Genomic DNA, 15,983 nt, shown 5'->3' on the forward strand with positions numbered 1-15,983 from the left:
CATTACTGAATCTGGCGGCGGGGCGCAGGTGCGGAGTGCATCAGGCAGTGCGCCGGCCCCTGCGGCTCAGTAAGAGGTAGAGTACCCCACAGAGCAGCCAGGCCGGCAGCGTCACGAAGGAGAGGAAGACATCGAACTGCACGGAGATGAAGTAGAACAGCCCGAAGCTGATGGCCCAGGCCCAGAAGACGGCGGGATTGTAACCGGACCCGCCCCGCTCCGAGTAGTCTCCCCCCGCACCTGCGTCAGCGCCCCCGCCGAAGAAGTGCTGGAAGACGATCACCGCGCCCACGGGTGCCAGGATAAATCCGTACAGCGCGACGAAGTCGAGCAGCTGCATGGCGAAGGCCGGAAAGAGGCCGGCCACCGTGGCCAGACCGCCGGCGATGATGGTCACCCAGAAGGTCGAGAATTTGGGCAGCACCGCCTGGAAGGCCAGACCGGCGCGGTAGATGGTGGGGTTGGCCGTCGTCCAGCCCGCCAGCACTACGGCGATGATCCCGAACACCCCGATGGCGTTGTAGGCCAGGGGACCCGGCGCGACGGAGGGTGCCTGCCCCTGATCGAGGAAGGCCTGGGCCTCGGGCGACTGCAGGTACACGGCGTAGAGCAGCGCGGCGGCGATCCAGGCCATGTAGTGGCCCACGTACATACCGGCGGCCGTCGTCCAGCCGGCGCTGGCCTTTTTGGCGAAGCGGAACACGCTCAGGTCGGACATGCCGACGTGCATGGCCGCGTTGGCGAACCACGACCAGATAACGACGTGCCAGAAGGTGTACTTGATCTGGCCGGGGAAGGGCTCGCCGCCCTCGCCCCAGATGTTCCAGAATTCCTGGAAGCTGCCTACACCCAGCTGCCCCAGGGCCACGATACCGCAGGCCAGAAAGGCCAGGACGATGAACGGCGACATGAGGTTAGCGGCCTTGGCCACGGTGTCGTAGCCACGCGCCGCGATAAGCGAGATGATCACTCCGATGAGTACGACGACGACGATGTAGGTGCCGCTGGTGGGCAGGGTGTCCGTCAGCTTCGGCATCTCCATATCGAAAGGAATGCCCACCGCGGTGGCGGAAACGGTGATCATGGAGCCGGCCAGGAAGCAGAAGAGCACCCCGTTGGCGACGTTGTAGAACTTGACGAGGTTCCTGCCGCAGATCTTCTCCAGTTGGTAGTAGAGGGTCAGGCGGTACTTCACCGCGATCTCCGCGGTTAGGAAACGCCAACTAAGGACGGCCAGAAAGTTGCCGAGGAGCAAACCGATGATGAGATCGAAAGCGCTGACACCGGCCGTAAGGAACAGGGGGCCGATGACGAACTCGGTACCCGCGGCGTGCTCGCCGGCGTACATGCCCAGGAAGCTCCCCCACCCTTTCAGTTTCGATTTGGGAACCGGCTCGCGTTCGTATTCGCCGCCGGCCAGCTCTTCGATGATTTCTTCCTGGGTTTCCTGTTGTAGCATTAGCGTGGTGTGTTAGAGAAGAGAGGGAGGGGGCTCAGGCGTCGGCCTCCTTGATGATGAAGGGCTGGTGCTTCTTGAGGCCGTAGTTCCGCTTGAGGAACTTGGAGTTGAGCCCCTTGTCCGAGATACTGATGGCGGCGCCGAGGGCCGAGCCCAGACTGGAATCGGTGGTGTGTAGCTCCAGGTCGCGGAAGCGGTTGGAGATCAGCTCGAGGAAGACGGCGTTGTCGCTGAAGCCCCCGTCGATGAAGAGCGTCCGGATCGGGGTATTCCCGACCGCCGTTTCGATGCTGCGGGCCTGCAGGTCGACCAGTTCTACCATGAGATGGTGGTAGGCGTATTCGTAGGAGTCGGTGGGTAAGGTGGTTTCTGGAGGGTTGCCCGGATAGTCTAGTTCGGTAAGGTGGAACCACGGGCGGTAAACGCTCACGATTTGCTGGTAGACGTCGCAGTCGAAGGCGACCGAGCGGTGCCGCTCCGCGTCCACGCCAAAGTGTTCGGCGAGGGCTGCGACCTGCTGCTTGTACTCTTGCCCCAGAAAGAGCCGGGCGGCCTTGACCGGCTTGCCGTCGATGCGCATGTAGTTGATGCAGTCGCGCTGCACGTCCTCCGGTTTAAGGATGCCCGAACCGAAGGGGTTGAGGGACACGCTCCACGTACCGGTCGACAGCAGGATGAAGGGGTTGCGTTCGCTGCGGATGTACGGCAGCAGGGCGGCGGAGCTGTCGTGGATACCGACGCCGATCTTGATGCGGCGCCCGTTGTAGTTCATATTGATGCTTGTTTCCGTCGATACGATCGGCGGAAGGATGCGGTGCAGGTTCTCGGCGTACACCCACTGGTGGTAGTCGCCGAGGGAGTAATCCCACAGCGCGGTGTGGCAGCCAATGCTGGTATACTCGCTGATGGGGATGCCCGTGAACACGTAGCTGAGAAACTGCGGCAGATGCAGGCTGTACTTGATGCGGGCAAACACCTCGGGCTTACGGTGCTTGAGCCAGTACAGCTGCATGCCCGAATTTAGCATCCCGGAATTGGGCGAGCCGGTAGCGGCGCTGAACGATTCCTCGGGGCCATACTTGGCGTAGAACTCCGCGGTGACCCCGGGCTCCAGGGGCTTGGTGTAGTTGTATAGGGGGGTGACCACTTCACCGTCGGCATCGAGGTGGACGAAGCTGGCGCCGTAGGAGGAAAAATTGATCGAATGGACGTCAAACTCCCGCGCTTCGAGAATGCGGTCGAACACCTCCCGCAACCAGGCCTGCAGGGCGGGTAGGTCTTCAGTGGGATAGCCGTCCTCGTCGGTGGTCTCCGGAAAGCGCACGTATTCGCGGTGCACCTCTTGGTACTCCTCGTCGAAGAGAAAGAACTTCTTGTTGGTCCGCCCGATATCGAATACGGCGGTGACTTTCCGTTTCTCCATCCTATAGTCCGGTCGCTACGGTGTGCTTGCCCCGCTCGCGGATGAGCAGGTTGCGCACGTCCAGTCCCCGGTAGGCACGCAGGGGGTCCAGCGCACCGCCCCGGCTGAGCCGGGCCCGCTGTACGAGGGGGCGCACGTCGGTACGGTAGGCGTCCTGCAGGATCTCCTGGCATGCCACCACGTCGTGGTCGCGCTGGGCGGCGGCGAGGCGGTTCTGGTCGACCAGCAAGGCCTTGGCGTAGGCTTCCTGGATGGCCTCCAGCGATTGGATGAGGTCCTCCAGCGGGTCCTTGATGTTGTGGCTGGCGTCGATCATCCAGGCGAGGTCGGGGTTCTGCGGGTTGTTTTGCATTCCGTAGACCAGCTCGTTGAAGATCAGGAAGAGCGCGTAGGGCTTGATACTGCCGACGGTGAGGTCGTCGTCGCCGTACTTGCTGTCGTTGAAGTGGAAGCCGCCGAGCTTGCCCTTCAGCATCAGGGTGGAGACGATCTGCTCGATGTTGCTGTTCGGCAGGTGGTGGCCCAGGTCGACCAGGGTGTAGGCGCGCTCCCCGCAGGCGTTGGCCAGCATGAAGCTGGTGCCCCAGTCCTGGATGACGGTGCTGTAGAAGTTGGGTTCGTAGGGCTTGTACTCGATGAAGAGTTTCCAGTCGGCGGGCAGTCCGGCGTAGATCTGCTTGAGGCTGTCCTCGGTCTGCATCAGGTTCCGCTGGAAGTTGCGCTGGCCGGGGAAGTTGGTCCCGTCGGCCAGCCAGACGGTCAGACTCTTGCTGCCCAGCTTGCTGCCGATCTCAATGACCTCCAGGTTGTGCTCGATGGCCTGCCGGCGGGCACCTTCGTCGCCGGCGCTCAGGGAGCCGTGTTTGTAGCTGTGCTCCGCATCGGGCTGGTCCTGGAAGGTGTTGGAGTTGATGGCGTCGAAGACGAGCCCGTGGTTCTCCGCCCGCTGTTTCACGGCCGCGTAGTCGGTGGGCGTATCCCAGGGAATGTGGAGGGACACGGCCCCCGCCGTCTGGGTCAGAGCGTGCAGGATGCCTACGTCGTCGATTTTCTGTTCCAGGCTGCCGGGCTCCCCGTGAAAGGAGAACCGCCCAAAGCGCGTGCCTCCGGCCCCGAGGGCCCAGCTGGGCACGGCCACCTGAAAAGCAGCGAGGGCGTCGGTTACCCCCTCGACGTCGGTACCCGCTTCGCCGAGGCGGTCGGCGAGGTAGTCGTAATCTTTATTATGTCGGTCCAGGTGGTTTCCGTCTTGCGACCGGATCTGGTCTTTGGTCAGTTGCATGATCTTTTCTTTGTTTAGGGGTGCGGGGTGCGGGGTGCTGGGTGCTGGTGGCGGATCAGCCAATAACCAGCACCCAGCAACCAGCACCCAAACCTACCGCACGAACGCATTGGCCATACCGCCGTCTACGTTCAGGATGTTGCCCGTCGAGCGGTCGAGGATGGTGAAGGCAAAGACGCCGTCGGCGATGTCGTCCGGCCGGATGATCCGGTTCAGCAGGTTGCGCCTGGCGTAGTGTGCCGGTAGTTCCTCCACGGTGATGCCGTAGGCTTTTGCGCGGCCTTCGGCCCAGGCGCCCTCCCAGATCTTGCTGCCGATGATGACGCCGTCGGGGTTGACGGTATTCACGCGGATGCCGTGCTCGCCGAGTTCGGCGGCCAGCAGGCGGGCCATGTGCTGCTGGGCGGCCTTGGCGGTGCCGTAGGCGACGTTGTTGGGTCCGGAGACCAGTCCGTTCTTGCTGGCGATGGGGATGATGTCACCGCCCAGCCCCTGCTGCTTCATGATGGCGGCACCGGCCTTGGCCAGTTCGAATTGTCCCTTGACCAGTACGTTCTGGAGGATGTCCCAGTCCTTGGCGGTCGTTTCGTGCAGCGGCTTGGAGATGGCCAGGCCGGCGCTGTGGACGACGATGTCGACGCCGCCGAACTCCAGGCAGGCCTTGTCGAAGGCCCTTTCGATGGAGGCGCTGTCGGTCACGTCGCAGGTGGCGTAGGTTGAGGTGTCCGCCGGGTAGGTGGCATTGGCCTCTTTCAGCCGGTCCTCGGCTATGTCGGTGAGGACGACCACGGCACCTTCCTCGGCCAGCTTGTCGGCGATGGCCTTTCCGATACCGCCGCCGGCGCCGGTCACGAAGGCTACCTTGCGGCTGAGGGGCTTTTCCTTGGGTTGGCGCTGTAGTTTGGCTTCCTCGAGCAGCCAGTACTCGATATCGAAGGCTTCCTGCCGGGGCAGGGAGGTGTAGGAGCTGATGGCTTCCGCGCCGCGCATTACGTTGATGGCGTTGACGTAGAATTCGCTGGCTACGCGGGCGGTCTGCTTGTTCTTCGCGAAGGTGAACATACCTACACCGGGGTAAATAATGACGACCGGGTTGGGATCGCGCATTGCCGGGCTGTTGGCGCGCTTGTGCTTCTCGTAGTAGTCCTGGTACTCCTTCCGGTATTGGGCAAAAGCGGGCTCCAGTTTAGCGAGCAATTCCTGGGGGTCATCGACCTTCTGCTGGGTCTGCAGGTCCAGCACCAGGGGCTGGATCTTGGTCCGCAGGAAGTGATCGGGGCAGGAGGTGCCCATCGGCGCCAGCCGTTCGAGATCGTAGCTGTCGATGAACTGCAGCACGGTATCGCTGTCGGTGAAGTGCCCCACCATGCGGTTCTCCGAGGAGGCCAGCCCGCGCAGCAATGGCATCAGCTTGGCGGCCTTTAGCTTGCGCTCGTCGGCCGGAAGCGACTTGATCTTCTCGCCCCCGAAGACGCTGCCCTTCTCCTTTACTTTCCGCTCGATGTATTCCGAGGCCATCTCGATGACCTCCAGGCTGTTCATGTAGCATTCGAAGGAGGTGTCGCCCCAGGTAAAGAGCCCGTGGCTGCCCAGTATGATACCGCGGATACCGGGGTTATCGGCCAATTCTTTTTCTAGCTGCAGTCCGAGGTCGAAGCCCGGGCGCTGCCAGGGTACCCAGCCCATCGTGTCGCCCCAGATCTCCTTGGTAACGGCCCGGCTGTCCTTGGCGGCAGCCACGGCGATCACCGCGTCGGGGTGCAGGTGATCGATGTGCTTGAACGGCAGCAGGCCGTGCAGGGGGGTATCGATCGAGGGCGCGCGGCTGTCGAGGTCGTAGATGGCATGATTGAAGAGCCCGACCATGCGGTCCTCGTCGGCGAGGCCGCCGTATACCTTTTTCAGGTTGCGCAGCCGGTTGGTATACAGGCCGGCGATGCCGGAACGGGTAAGCGTACCGATGTCACCGCCGGAACCCTTGATCCACATCACCTCTACTTCCTCGTTCGTGAGCGGGTCCTGTTCGACGGTCTTGCAGCTCGTATTGCCGCCACCGTAGTTGGTAATGCGCAGGTCGGCACCGAGGATATTGGACCGGTACAGGAAGAGGGCTACCTGGTCGTCGCCGAGGCTTCCGGCCTTCTCTTCGTCCCAGAGGTAATCGACGTGCTTGAATTCGGTAGTTGTGCTGGTGCTCATGCGGGAATTAGTGTTTTCTTTGTTGGCCTGTAATGTAAAAGGTTCGCACCCAGGCAGTATCCTGTACTGTCCGGCAGGTCTTAAAATCGCTTTTCTTCGGACATCCGCAAACGAACCGGACAAAATCGCTGCCGGGTGTCATAAATTAAGCGAGCACTAATCCCCCCTCCTCATGGAAACTACCGAACGTATCCTTATTAACGAGGAATCGCGGGTCCCCAAGTACCAGCAGATCGTCAATGGGATCATCGACAACATAGCCAACGGTCAGTTCGAGATCGACGATAAGATACCGTCCATCAACGCCCTGAGCGAGGCCTACGACCTGTCGCGCGACACCGTCGAGAAGGCCTATAACATCCTGAAGGAGCGCAACATAATCACCTCCGTAAAGGGAAAGGGCTTCTACATCACCCGCACGCAGCTGATCGCGAAGGTCAACGTACTCTTCCTGATCAATAAGCTGAGTTCGTACAAGATGCACATTTACAATGCATTCGTACGCAGCATCGGGGGCAATGCGCACGTGGACCTGCACGTGTACCACTGTGACGAAACGCTGTTCCTGAACCTGCTCTCGCGTAACCTCAACGCCTACGATTATTACGTGATCATGCCCCACTTCAAGTCGGATGCCCTGCGTCACGTCAGCGTTACCGCGGAGGTGATGGAGGCCATCCAGCAGATCCCGGACCACAAGCGCGTTATCATGGACAACCACCTGATGGAACTCGGCGGCGACTACGGGGAGGTATATCAGGAGTTCGAGACGGACATCTACGAGGCGCTCACCGAGGGCCTGGACAAGATCCGCAAGTACAAGAAGCTCATCCTTGTCTACCCCGAAACGTCGATCTACCCCTACCCGAAGCGCATCCTGCACGGCTTCCGTCGCTTCTGCACGGAGAATAAGCTACCCTTTGAGGTCATCGACGAGATCTACGAGGACACCATCCTGCACGCCGGCGACCTCTTTATCACCATCGTCGAATCTGACCTAGTGAATCTGGTCAAGCAACTGCGCGACAAGGAGTACAAGCTGGGTGAGGACATCGGCATCATCTCCTACAACGAAACGCCGTTGAAGGATCTCCTGGGCATCACGGTGATTTCCACCGATTTTCAGGCGATGGGGCGGTCGGCCGCCGAGCTGATCCTGGAGAAGAAGCGGGATAAGATCAAAAATCCATTCCGGTTCATCGACCGGGAGTCACTTTAGCTGTCCGCCTGCCTTGGTGAGTTTCACGTACCCTAGACGGTGTGCACCCTCATTCACGGATCCTTTTCCAACGTCACTGCACCTGCGGCAACGCGGCTAATGGGTAAACACGGAGGCTACGCTCACAGAGGACGAAGCAGAGGTAAAGGAGGGCCAACGCAGAGGAAGAAAGGCGCGCAAAGGTGCGCGGGGGTGCGTAGCGCTTCTCTCATTCGTGTAATCCAGCTTGCTGCAGGAACAATTTGTGTTGATCCGTGGACTATCTGTGTACGTCTGTAAGAAACCTGGTACGCCGCGCAGCGGCCAGGTGGTGAACACAGAGGCTGCGCTCACGGAGGGCTGCACAGAGGTGCCACGGAGACGCGTTCACGCAACCTTTTGAGACACCCAAATACACAGCGCAGCGGCAAGTTGTATATCTGCGCACATCCGATGTAGGTAACATCCGATGTGCGCGGATAACAAAGAAACACCGCGGAACTACTTACCCAAATCAAACTTGACAGGTAGGTTGAAGCGGGCACGGACCGGTTTACCGTTCTGCAAACCGGGTTCCCAGCGAGTGGTGGTTTGCATCAACTGGACGACGCGCAGGGCCTCTTCGCCCAGACCGGTGCCGGGGTCGCGCTGGAGGGTTGGCTCGGAAATGGTGCCGTCCGGCTCGACGATGAAGCTGACGACGGCCATGCCCTCGGCTTCAGCCTTCTGAGCGACGGCGGGATAGGTGACGTTTTCGTAAACAAACTCTAGCATAGCCTTGTCGGCGCAGGGTTTGCGGTCCCAGCGGCTACCCTCGGTCGGACAGTCGTCGGACAGGAACATCGGCATTTCCTCGACCACGTTGTATACGCCGTCTTCATCGGGACCTTTCCGGGCTTCGGTCTTTTCCTGGGCCGACAGTGTGAAAGCAAACAAGAGGAAAAACAGGGTAAGGTATTGCATAGTGCAGGGGGTTGGTTTACCCGATAGATGCGCGTATTGGCAGGGATGGTGGGTATACGGATAGCATTTTGCCTGGAGTGGCCGGTCGACTAGTCGACCGGCCACTAACGATACGTACCAGTTGCGAATAATTAACCTACAGGTAACATTAGTCCAGCCAGGATAGACCCACCGTATTACTTGCCGGGCAACCGATTAGGACAGAGGAAACCGCAGCCATCAGTAGGCAGGTCGAGAAATACACTGGGTGCACCTCCCACGCGATCCTGAGCTCAGCCGGGGGGTGACTATCATGGACGGACCAAAAGCTATCAATGCGCAGATCTAATGAAGTACCTCGTAGGCGCCGCGATAGCAATTGTCGTACTTCAATAACTTGCCTAGCGAAAACCTCACCAGTAGCTTGAATGCTAGGCAGCCGGATGTTTCATCTCCCACGCCGGGATTTCAGCAGCGACCTGACTTACGCACCAGCCGGGCGATGGGCAGGACGTCCCTTCCTATACCGTAGCCGGGGTCGCGGTAACTGGCGTCTTTAAACAGGGAACCGTCTCGTTCTGCCATGACCGATAACCCAGCCATGCCTTCCTTCGCTTCCTCAGGGTAATAGACGTTCTGGTATACGAATTCAAGCATCTTGCCGTCGGTGCGGGGCTTGTAGTCTCTCCCCCCAGATGATCCGCGACAAAGGAAAGGTACTTGGTCGGCCTTTCCGTGGACGCCATCGGCATTGGGCTGAATGTGGTTTGGGGCATGAGCGGGCCGGTAATTGAGAAGGGGGGGTTAAGATATTAAATTCGCATAGTGCTGTCGTGTGGGTTCTCCGGCAATACGGATGAGGACGACAGGCTGGCGATCGGGCTATAGCGGACAAGATGATTTTGACGGTCAGGCGGGATAATTCAGGTGATCAGGTTTTATCCTTCGCGGTGTAACATCTTGACCGGAGCGGTAACTAAAGTAAGAGAAAGCGGCAAAGCGCCGCTCCAAATGAAGTATCCATGAAGCTCCTCACCTACTGGTTCGTCACCCTCCTTCTTATGACCGTCGTTGCCTGTGATACCGTACGGGTAGGCGGTGGTGGCAACACCCCGATCGATCCACCGGGGGGTACTTTTCAACTTACCGACGGCGTGGTGGTCGGGCCTGACGGCGGCACGCTTTACGTCCTTACCGTCGAACGTGCGCTGGCGGCAATCGATGGTCAGCGGGGCAACGCCCGCTGGACCCGCGATCTGCCGCTCAGACCAATCACCCTCGTGGCGGATGGCCTTATAACCCAGTCGCTGGAACCCGGTACCGATGAACCCCTCACTCTGGTGACCGTCGCCGCCAGCGACGGCCGGGAGGTAAACCGGGCGTCCGTCACCCTACCGCCCGACCTCACCGTCGACTACCTGCGCGACCATCCCGGCACCTTTACCCTCAGCCCGTTCGGCGGTACCGCGACACCATCGGTAGCGTGGCTTTACCGACCCCTCCCCCGGAAGGGTGCCTACGACCCGGGCGAAGAGGAGGAAATCTTCAACGGTACGTTCCGCATTACGGACGGCGGGGCCGGTTTTTTACCCGTCTCCGCGGACGCCCCCGGCGAGCGGGCGGGTCGCTCGGTGGTTCCCCCGGCCGCCCAACGCATTGCGGGGCGGGAGGGCCAGCAATACCTGAGTCGCGACGGCCGCCACCTGCTTGTCAGCCAAAAGCGGTCCGCGGACGATCCGGCTACAGCCTACCGCTGGGAAATTTACCGCAGTGGCGAAGCGGAGCCCCTGGGTCAGCTGTCGAGCCGCATGGCCTACCTCCCCTTCTACGTACGTGACGGAATCCTCTATTTCGTAGAAGGCCCTTACCAAGACTTCCGCGAGGGCAACACAACCACTACGCCGTACCAGCTGGTCGCGTACGACCTGCCGTCCGGGCGCCGACGCTGGACGCGCGCCCTGCAGGACCCTATCTACCGCGGTCCGCGCCCTTCGTGAGACCCCATACCCTATCCTAAAATCTGAACGCTATGCAACACGTACAAACGCGCGCCCCCGGGGCGCGGACGGCCATTCTCATGCTTACACTCACCTGCTTGCTCAGCCTTCCGCTGGCCGGTCAGTGGGTACAGCAGGGCCCTGGCCCGAGCACCAACGGTCAATCCGAAATCCCGACCGACAACCTGGTGAGTGGGGCCGTCAACTGTGTCACCCCCCACCCCACCACCGCCGCCACCGTATATATCGGCGGCGCCAACGGAGGGGTGTGGCGCTCCACCAACGCCACCGCTGCCAACCCGAGCTGGGAGTTTATCTCTTCCGACCTGCCCAGTCAGGCGATCGGAGCCCTGGAATTCGACCCCACGGACGGCAGCAATCAAACGCTCGTCGTCGGCAATGCCTTTACCAGTTCGCTGGGATCCCGCGGTGCCGGACGCCGGGGCCTGTTCCGTACCACCAGCGGCACCGGCCCCTGGACCGACATCGATCCTTCCGGTACGCTGGGGGACGTCAACATTCTGGGGGTGGCTCCGCGCGGTAATACGATCGTCGTCGCCACCCCCAACGGGCTCTGGCGGACCACCAATGGCGGGAGCACCTGGAATCAACTCTCGGGTGCGGCGGGCAGTGGCTTACCGCCCGGTGCCACCTTCGACCTGGTGGGAGACCCCACCAGCTCAGCCGTTCTCTTTACTCACGTAGGAAGTACCGGTATTTACCGGAGTACCGACACCGGAGCCACCTGGACCAAGGTCAGCGACACGACCGTCGATGGTGCACTGTCGGGAGCAAACAATGTAGAACTCGCGGTCGGTAGCAGCAATAACCTGTTCGTAGCGGTAGTTACTGGTGGTCAGTTGGCAGGTCTGTATCGCCAGGGAAGCGTCGGCGGCAGCTGGCAAAGCCTGGACCTGCCCGCCACCACAGAAGGATGCCGTAGCCTGGGTATTCACCCCGGCGGCCAGGGCGGTCGGCACCTCTCCCTGGCCGCCGACCCCGCCGATGCGAACGTAGTGTACATCGGGGGTGATAGGCAGCCAGTCGCCAGCGTCGACGGCGGCTGCGTTCCGGCCTCGACCGTCGGCTGGCCCAATTCGATCGGCGCGAACGACTTCTCGGGCCGCCTCTTTCGGGTAGATGCCGCCCAACCCGCGGGTAGCCAAGCCGCCCCCATCACCCACAACGGTACGGCCGGCAACACCTCTCCCCACGCCGACAGCCGCGACATGGACTTCGATGCCGCCGGAAACCTGCTCGAGGGCGATGACGGGGGCATCTATCGGCAAAATTCCCCGGCCGACGCCACCGGCGATTGGACTGCAGCTATTGGCAACCTGAACGTATCGGAAGCGCACAGCATGGATTGGGACGCCAACGCAAACATCCTGATCAACGGCCTGCAAGACAACGGTACTCCGCAACAAGTCACTCCCACCGACCCCCAATGGAGGAACGTATCGGGTGGCGACGGGGGCGACGTGGCAGTGGATGATATAACAGCGGCCAGTCAGTCCACCCGCTTCTCCAGTTCTCAACGTTTGGGTGGCTTTCGCTCCCGCACCTACTCGTCCGGAAACTCCTTTCAATCGGGTTCACAAAGCTTTCCGGCCCTCGTCAATACGGCTACCGGAAACTCGATCTTTTCCGATCCACTGGTACCGGTCGGGTTCCCCTTCGTGACCCCGATCCGCATAAACGATCAAAACGGCAACCGGCTGCTCATCTCCACCGGAAACGGACTTTTCGAGTCGAACGACCAGGGCGCTACCGTCACGCGTATCCTCACCTCAGCGCTAAATACTGCTTCGGGAGATGACGTGATCGCCTACGGGGCTGCGGACAATGTGAACGTAATTTATGCGGGGCAGGGGGCCAACGTCCTGATCCGCACCACGGCCACGGGTAGTCTGAATGCAACCATGGGCTACACGGGTGGTGTAGTACAGGGTATTGTCGTAGATCCCTCGACCGCGGCGAACGCCTACGTGATCGACCGAAACAACGTGTATGCCACCAACAACAGTGGCAGTACCTTCCCCGCCGTGACCGGCAACCTGGCTACCCTGAATCCCGGCACCCTGCATACGATAACCTTCATCCCGAATTCCACGGGCAACCAGCTTGCCGTCGGTAGCGATAACGGGGTGTATCTCGCGGCCGGTCCTGCCTTCAATACCTGGACGCGACTGGGCACCGACCTTCCCGGCGTAATGGTCTACGACCTGGATTACAGCGCACCCGATCAGGTACTGTTGGCAGGCACGCTGGGCCGGGGTAGCTGGAGCTACGCACTCACGGAGCGCGACCCCGTTGACGTGGCGCTCGTGATGGACCTTTCGGGAAGCATGCTGAATCCCGCCTGCAGTGGCTGCGCGACCAAACTGGACGTGCTCAAGGACGCCGCCGAGATCTTTATCCAGCTATGGAAGGGACTCGCCGTAGGGGACGACCGACTCGGGAACATCTACTTCCGTACCGACGTAGATGCCTTCACGAGCGGACCGGACGTACTCCTGCCGGTCATCGCGAACGGCGACGCACTCATCGCGGACCTGCGGGGACAGACAACCACATCGTCCAGCCTCACGGCCATGGGCGGGGGAATACAGCTCGGCGTAAATCAACTCACCGATACCGATCGGCCCCGGCACCTCATCGTGTTTACCGACGGCATCCAGAACGTCGACCCCGGAGTGTCCGACCCCGCGCTGGAGATCCGCAACGGGGAATACGGTACGGCCTCCAACATCAATCCCAGCTCGCCGGTCACGGTACTGAATTCCGGCCTTGGCATCAAGGTCCATACCGTAGGCGTAGGTGCCTCCCCCGCCTTCGCGGGCCCGCTCGCCGATATCGCCGGGGGTACCGGTGCCCTCACCAAGGTAACCACGGCCCCCGACGAGGACCTGATCCGTTTCTACGTGGAGGAGCTGGTGGAAGTATTGCGGGACTTCAGCCCCCAGCTGATTACCTACCGCAACCTGCGGTACAACGGGAAGACCGCGGAAACGGTCGACGTCAATCCCTCCACCAATAGACTGGTCTTCAAGGTGAGCTACCCGCGGGGCACCGGCCACGACATCCGGATCTTCAAGGGTCAAACGGAGGTTACCCGGCGCGCCGTGCGGACAACCGGGGACTTCTATCAGATCTTCAGTTTTCCTTTCACTTTCCTGCGGGAACTGGAGCAGACGGAACCCGGTACGACCTGGCGTGTCCAATTAACCGGACCAGGAACTCCAACAGACGTGCAACTTGCCGTACTGGCGGATGAGAAAGACCTGGACTACCGTCTGTTCACCAACGGACCGCACCTGCTGGCGGGAGAGCCCCTGCGGCTATTCGCCGAGCTCAGCGCGGGTGGGGAACGTTTCACCTCCGGTGTGACGGTCCGCGCGACCGTGCTGGCACCCGCCTTCTCGCTGGGGGATTTCTTATCCGATTTCCAGGCGGGAGACGATCAGAAACTGACCTTCGAGCCAGGTACACCGGTCGGGCAGCGCACCTTCGAGGAACTGCTGCAGGAACCAGGCTTCGATCGGCGCCTCAGACCCCGGCCCTCCGAACTGGAGCTACGTCCCCGGGACCGGGGACTGTTCACCGCGGATTTCCCGGACACGCGAACACCAGGAACGTACCGAATCGAGTACCGAATCACCGGACGCCATCCCCTGACCGGTCCCTTCGAGCGCGTAGAAACCCGTACCGTTGTCGTACGTCCCGCGCAAATCGACCCGGGGGCTTCCGATATCAGTGCGGTACGCACCCGCGCGGGCTGGACGTGGCGGATACGTCCCGTCGACCGGCTGGGTAACCGCTACGGACCGGATTACCTGGAGCGTTTGACGGTGGAAGTATCCGGGGGTGAAATAACGGACCGCCGTGAATTCCTCAACGGAACCTACGAGATCGACGTACGGGGCGATAATCCGAAACTCAAAGTGACCCTCGGAGAAGACGAATGGTTTAGCGGGCCGCTAGAAGAGGGATGAGCGTGCCGTAAGCGGGGAACGGACCGTCGCGTATCTTGCGTCATGACTTTCCGTTCCCTTCTTCTCAGTCTGCTCGGCCTGGCCGCCGGAGTGCTTACGGCCCAGGATTCCCTGCTCTACCATTCGCCCATTCTGGAAGTAGAGCAACTGGCCCCCGGCACCTATTTGCACCGCAGCTTCTTGTCGACCGATGACTACGGTAAGGTCGCGTGTAATGGTGTGGTCTTCACGGACGGACGCGAGGCCGTGGTGCTGGATACACCGGTGGACACCCTCGGCAGCGTAGAACTGATCGAGTTTCTGCAACGACAGCTCGGCCTCCGGGTGATCGCCGTGGTACCGACGCACTTCCACGACGATTGCCTTGGCGGGCTGGCCGCCTTCCACGTACGGGGGATCTCCTCTTACGGAAACGAAAAAACGGCCGAACTCGCCACAGCGCACGGGGCCATACCCCCGCGGCGCACCTTCGCTGGCGAGAAGATGCTGCGCGTCGGCGATCGGGAAGTGCTCATCTCCCACCCCGGAGCGGGGCATACCCGCGATAACGTAGTGGCCTACTTCGCGGCCGACCAGACCCTGTTCGGAGGCTGCCTCGTGAAGTCCCTCGGCGCCGGGAAAGGCAACCTAGCCGACGCCGACACCGCAGCCTGGTCAGCCTCCGTGGTGGAGGCCATGGCCCGCTACCCCCGGGCGGTGCGCATTGTTCCCGGGCACGGCACCCCGGGCGACCGCCACCTGCTGGAATTCACCCGCGACCTGTTTGCCGAAGATCCGACGGACACCCACCCCACTCACAAATAATTATATTGAGATATTACTTAAAATGACTACCTTATCCCTAATGACCGGGAGGTGGGCGTCGTGCGATGCCCTTTACCGGTCAGGGATTACACCTTTCTACAGAGATTAAGTTTGTCGTCCCCGCCCGGTTAGTCCGTGCGGGGACAGCTTTTTGGGGTAGCACCCTTACAGTGCCGGATGGGGGTACCCGCTGCTTCGCTTACTTTCGGCTCCATATGCCCGGTACCGGAAGCCAGGCCCCACCGGTGGGCCAGTTGCCGCACCGCACCCGCGGCAGCGCCCCGGTTATGCTGCGGACCCCAAGGAACCTATCCTCTCACTTTTACCTACCGACCGATGATCCGCAAAGCCTTTAAAATGAAGGTATTTCCCGCCCACGTTGCCGCATACACCGACCGTCACAATCCTATATGGCCGGAACTCGCCGAGGTCCTCCAGGCGCATGGGGCACACAATTATTCCATTTTCCTGGACGAGGAAACCCATACGCTGTTCGGGTACGTCGAGATTGAATCCGAGGAACGCTGGAACGCGGTGGCCAAGACGAAGGTGTGCCGCAAGTGGTGGGAGTACATGCGACAACTCATGGAAACCAACCCTGACGGCAGCCCAGTGAGTACCGATTTGCAGGAGGTCTTTCACCTACCCTGACCGTCAGTGGCTGGTAGGCCAAACCGAATGTAC

At 61.0% G+C, this 15,983-nt stretch carries 11 protein-coding genes; 5 read left to right on the forward strand and 6 right to left on the reverse strand.

The window, feature by feature from the left end:
- Nucleotides 1-40: 40 nt before the first annotated feature.
- The 4 genes from DQG19_RS13790 to DQG19_RS13805 form a co-directional block, all read right to left on the reverse strand.
- Nucleotides 41-1,459 (reverse strand): purine-cytosine permease family protein, encoded by a 1,419-nt coding sequence (locus tag DQG19_RS13790; RefSeq protein WP_116126863.1) that lies wholly within the window; start codon nt 1,457-1,459, stop codon nt 41-43.
- Nucleotides 1,460-1,493: 34 nt separating this feature from the next.
- Nucleotides 1,494-2,882 carry an FGGY-family carbohydrate kinase gene (locus DQG19_RS13795; protein WP_116126864.1) on the reverse strand — a complete coding sequence of 463 codons (1,389 nt, stop codon included), beginning with the start codon at nt 2,880-2,882 and terminating at the stop codon, nt 1,494-1,496.
- A 1-nt stretch (nt 2,883) separates the two neighbouring features.
- Complete coding sequence (locus tag DQG19_RS13800) at nt 2,884-4,164, reverse strand: sugar isomerase (protein ID WP_116126865.1); 1,281 nt, start codon at nt 4,162-4,164, stop codon at nt 2,884-2,886.
- Between the two features lie 93 nt (nt 4,165-4,257).
- Nucleotides 4,258-6,363: a bifunctional aldolase/short-chain dehydrogenase gene (locus DQG19_RS13805; RefSeq protein ID WP_116126866.1), complete on the reverse strand. Its 2,106-nt coding sequence runs from the start codon at nt 6,361-6,363 to the stop codon at nt 4,258-4,260.
- A gap of 172 nt (nt 6,364-6,535) precedes the next feature.
- Between DQG19_RS13805 and DQG19_RS13810 the strand changes: the two genes are divergently transcribed.
- Nucleotides 6,536-7,582 carry a GntR family transcriptional regulator gene (locus DQG19_RS13810; RefSeq protein WP_116126867.1) on the forward strand — a complete coding sequence of 349 codons (1,047 nt, stop codon included), beginning with the start codon at nt 6,536-6,538 and terminating at the stop codon, nt 7,580-7,582.
- A gap of 480 nt (nt 7,583-8,062) precedes the next feature.
- Here the strand turns inward: DQG19_RS13810 and DQG19_RS13815 are convergent, their stop codons facing one another.
- Together DQG19_RS13815 and DQG19_RS20920 are read right to left on the reverse strand one after the other, a co-directional pair.
- A complete protein-coding gene (locus DQG19_RS13815; RefSeq protein WP_116126868.1) occupies nt 8,063-8,524 on the reverse strand; it encodes an energy transducer TonB in 462 nt (153 codons plus the stop codon).
- A gap of 447 nt (nt 8,525-8,971) precedes the next feature.
- On the reverse strand, nt 8,972-9,160 hold the full coding sequence (locus DQG19_RS20920) for a hypothetical protein (protein WP_157974507.1): 189 nt from the start codon (nt 9,158-9,160) through the stop codon (nt 8,972-8,974).
- A gap of 365 nt (nt 9,161-9,525) precedes the next feature.
- On the opposite strand from DQG19_RS20920, the gene DQG19_RS13820 reads away from it, so the two are divergent.
- From DQG19_RS13820 to rhaM, 4 genes are all read left to right on the forward strand, one after another.
- Nucleotides 9,526-10,500, forward strand: coding sequence for a hypothetical protein (locus DQG19_RS13820; RefSeq protein ID WP_116126869.1), 975 nt, complete (start codon nt 9,526-9,528; stop codon nt 10,498-10,500).
- Between the two features lie 32 nt (nt 10,501-10,532).
- Nucleotides 10,533-14,495 (forward strand): VWA domain-containing protein, encoded by a 3,963-nt coding sequence (locus DQG19_RS13825; RefSeq protein ID WP_116126870.1) that lies wholly within the window; start codon nt 10,533-10,535, stop codon nt 14,493-14,495.
- A 42-nt stretch (nt 14,496-14,537) separates the two neighbouring features.
- On the forward strand, nt 14,538-15,299 hold the full coding sequence (bla, locus tag DQG19_RS13830) for a subclass B1 metallo-beta-lactamase (RefSeq protein ID WP_116126871.1): 762 nt from the start codon (nt 14,538-14,540) through the stop codon (nt 15,297-15,299).
- Nucleotides 15,300-15,635: 336 nt separating this feature from the next.
- Nucleotides 15,636-15,950, forward strand: coding sequence for an L-rhamnose mutarotase (gene rhaM, locus DQG19_RS13835; RefSeq protein WP_116126872.1), 315 nt, complete (start codon nt 15,636-15,638; stop codon nt 15,948-15,950).
- Nucleotides 15,951-15,983: the final 33 nt, after the last annotated feature.

The sequence above is a fragment of the Lewinella sp. IMCC34183 genome (assembly GCF_003390915.1).
Classification (GTDB): Bacteria; Bacteroidota; Bacteroidia; order Chitinophagales; family Saprospiraceae; genus Neolewinella.

Excerpts from the sequence above, each read along its gene's own strand:
- DQG19_RS13790 (WP_116126863.1), bottom strand. The coding sequence starts at position 1,459 with ATGCTACAACAGGAAACCCAGGAAGAAATCATCGAAGAGCTGGCCGGC.
- DQG19_RS13795 (WP_116126864.1), bottom strand. The coding sequence starts at position 2,882 with ATGGAGAAACGGAAAGTCACCGCCGTATTCGATATCGGGCGGACCAAC.
- DQG19_RS13800 (WP_116126865.1), bottom strand. The coding sequence starts at position 4,164 with ATGCAACTGACCAAAGACCAGATCCGGTCGCAAGACGGAAACCACCTG.
- DQG19_RS13805 (WP_116126866.1), bottom strand. The coding sequence starts at position 6,363 with ATGAGCACCAGCACAACTACCGAATTCAAGCACGTCGATTACCTCTGG.
- DQG19_RS13810 (WP_116126867.1), top strand. The coding sequence starts at position 6,536 with ATGGAAACTACCGAACGTATCCTTATTAACGAGGAATCGCGGGTCCCC.
- DQG19_RS13815 (WP_116126868.1), bottom strand. The coding sequence starts at position 8,524 with ATGCAATACCTTACCCTGTTTTTCCTCTTGTTTGCTTTCACACTGTCG.
- DQG19_RS20920 (WP_157974507.1), bottom strand. The coding sequence starts at position 9,160 with ATGCTTGAATTCGTATACCAGAACGTCTATTACCCTGAGGAAGCGAAG.
- DQG19_RS13820 (WP_116126869.1), top strand. The coding sequence starts at position 9,526 with ATGAAGCTCCTCACCTACTGGTTCGTCACCCTCCTTCTTATGACCGTC.
- DQG19_RS13825 (WP_116126870.1), top strand. The coding sequence starts at position 10,533 with ATGCAACACGTACAAACGCGCGCCCCCGGGGCGCGGACGGCCATTCTC.
- bla (WP_116126871.1), top strand. The coding sequence starts at position 14,538 with ATGACTTTCCGTTCCCTTCTTCTCAGTCTGCTCGGCCTGGCCGCCGGA.
- rhaM (WP_116126872.1), top strand. The coding sequence starts at position 15,636 with ATGATCCGCAAAGCCTTTAAAATGAAGGTATTTCCCGCCCACGTTGCC.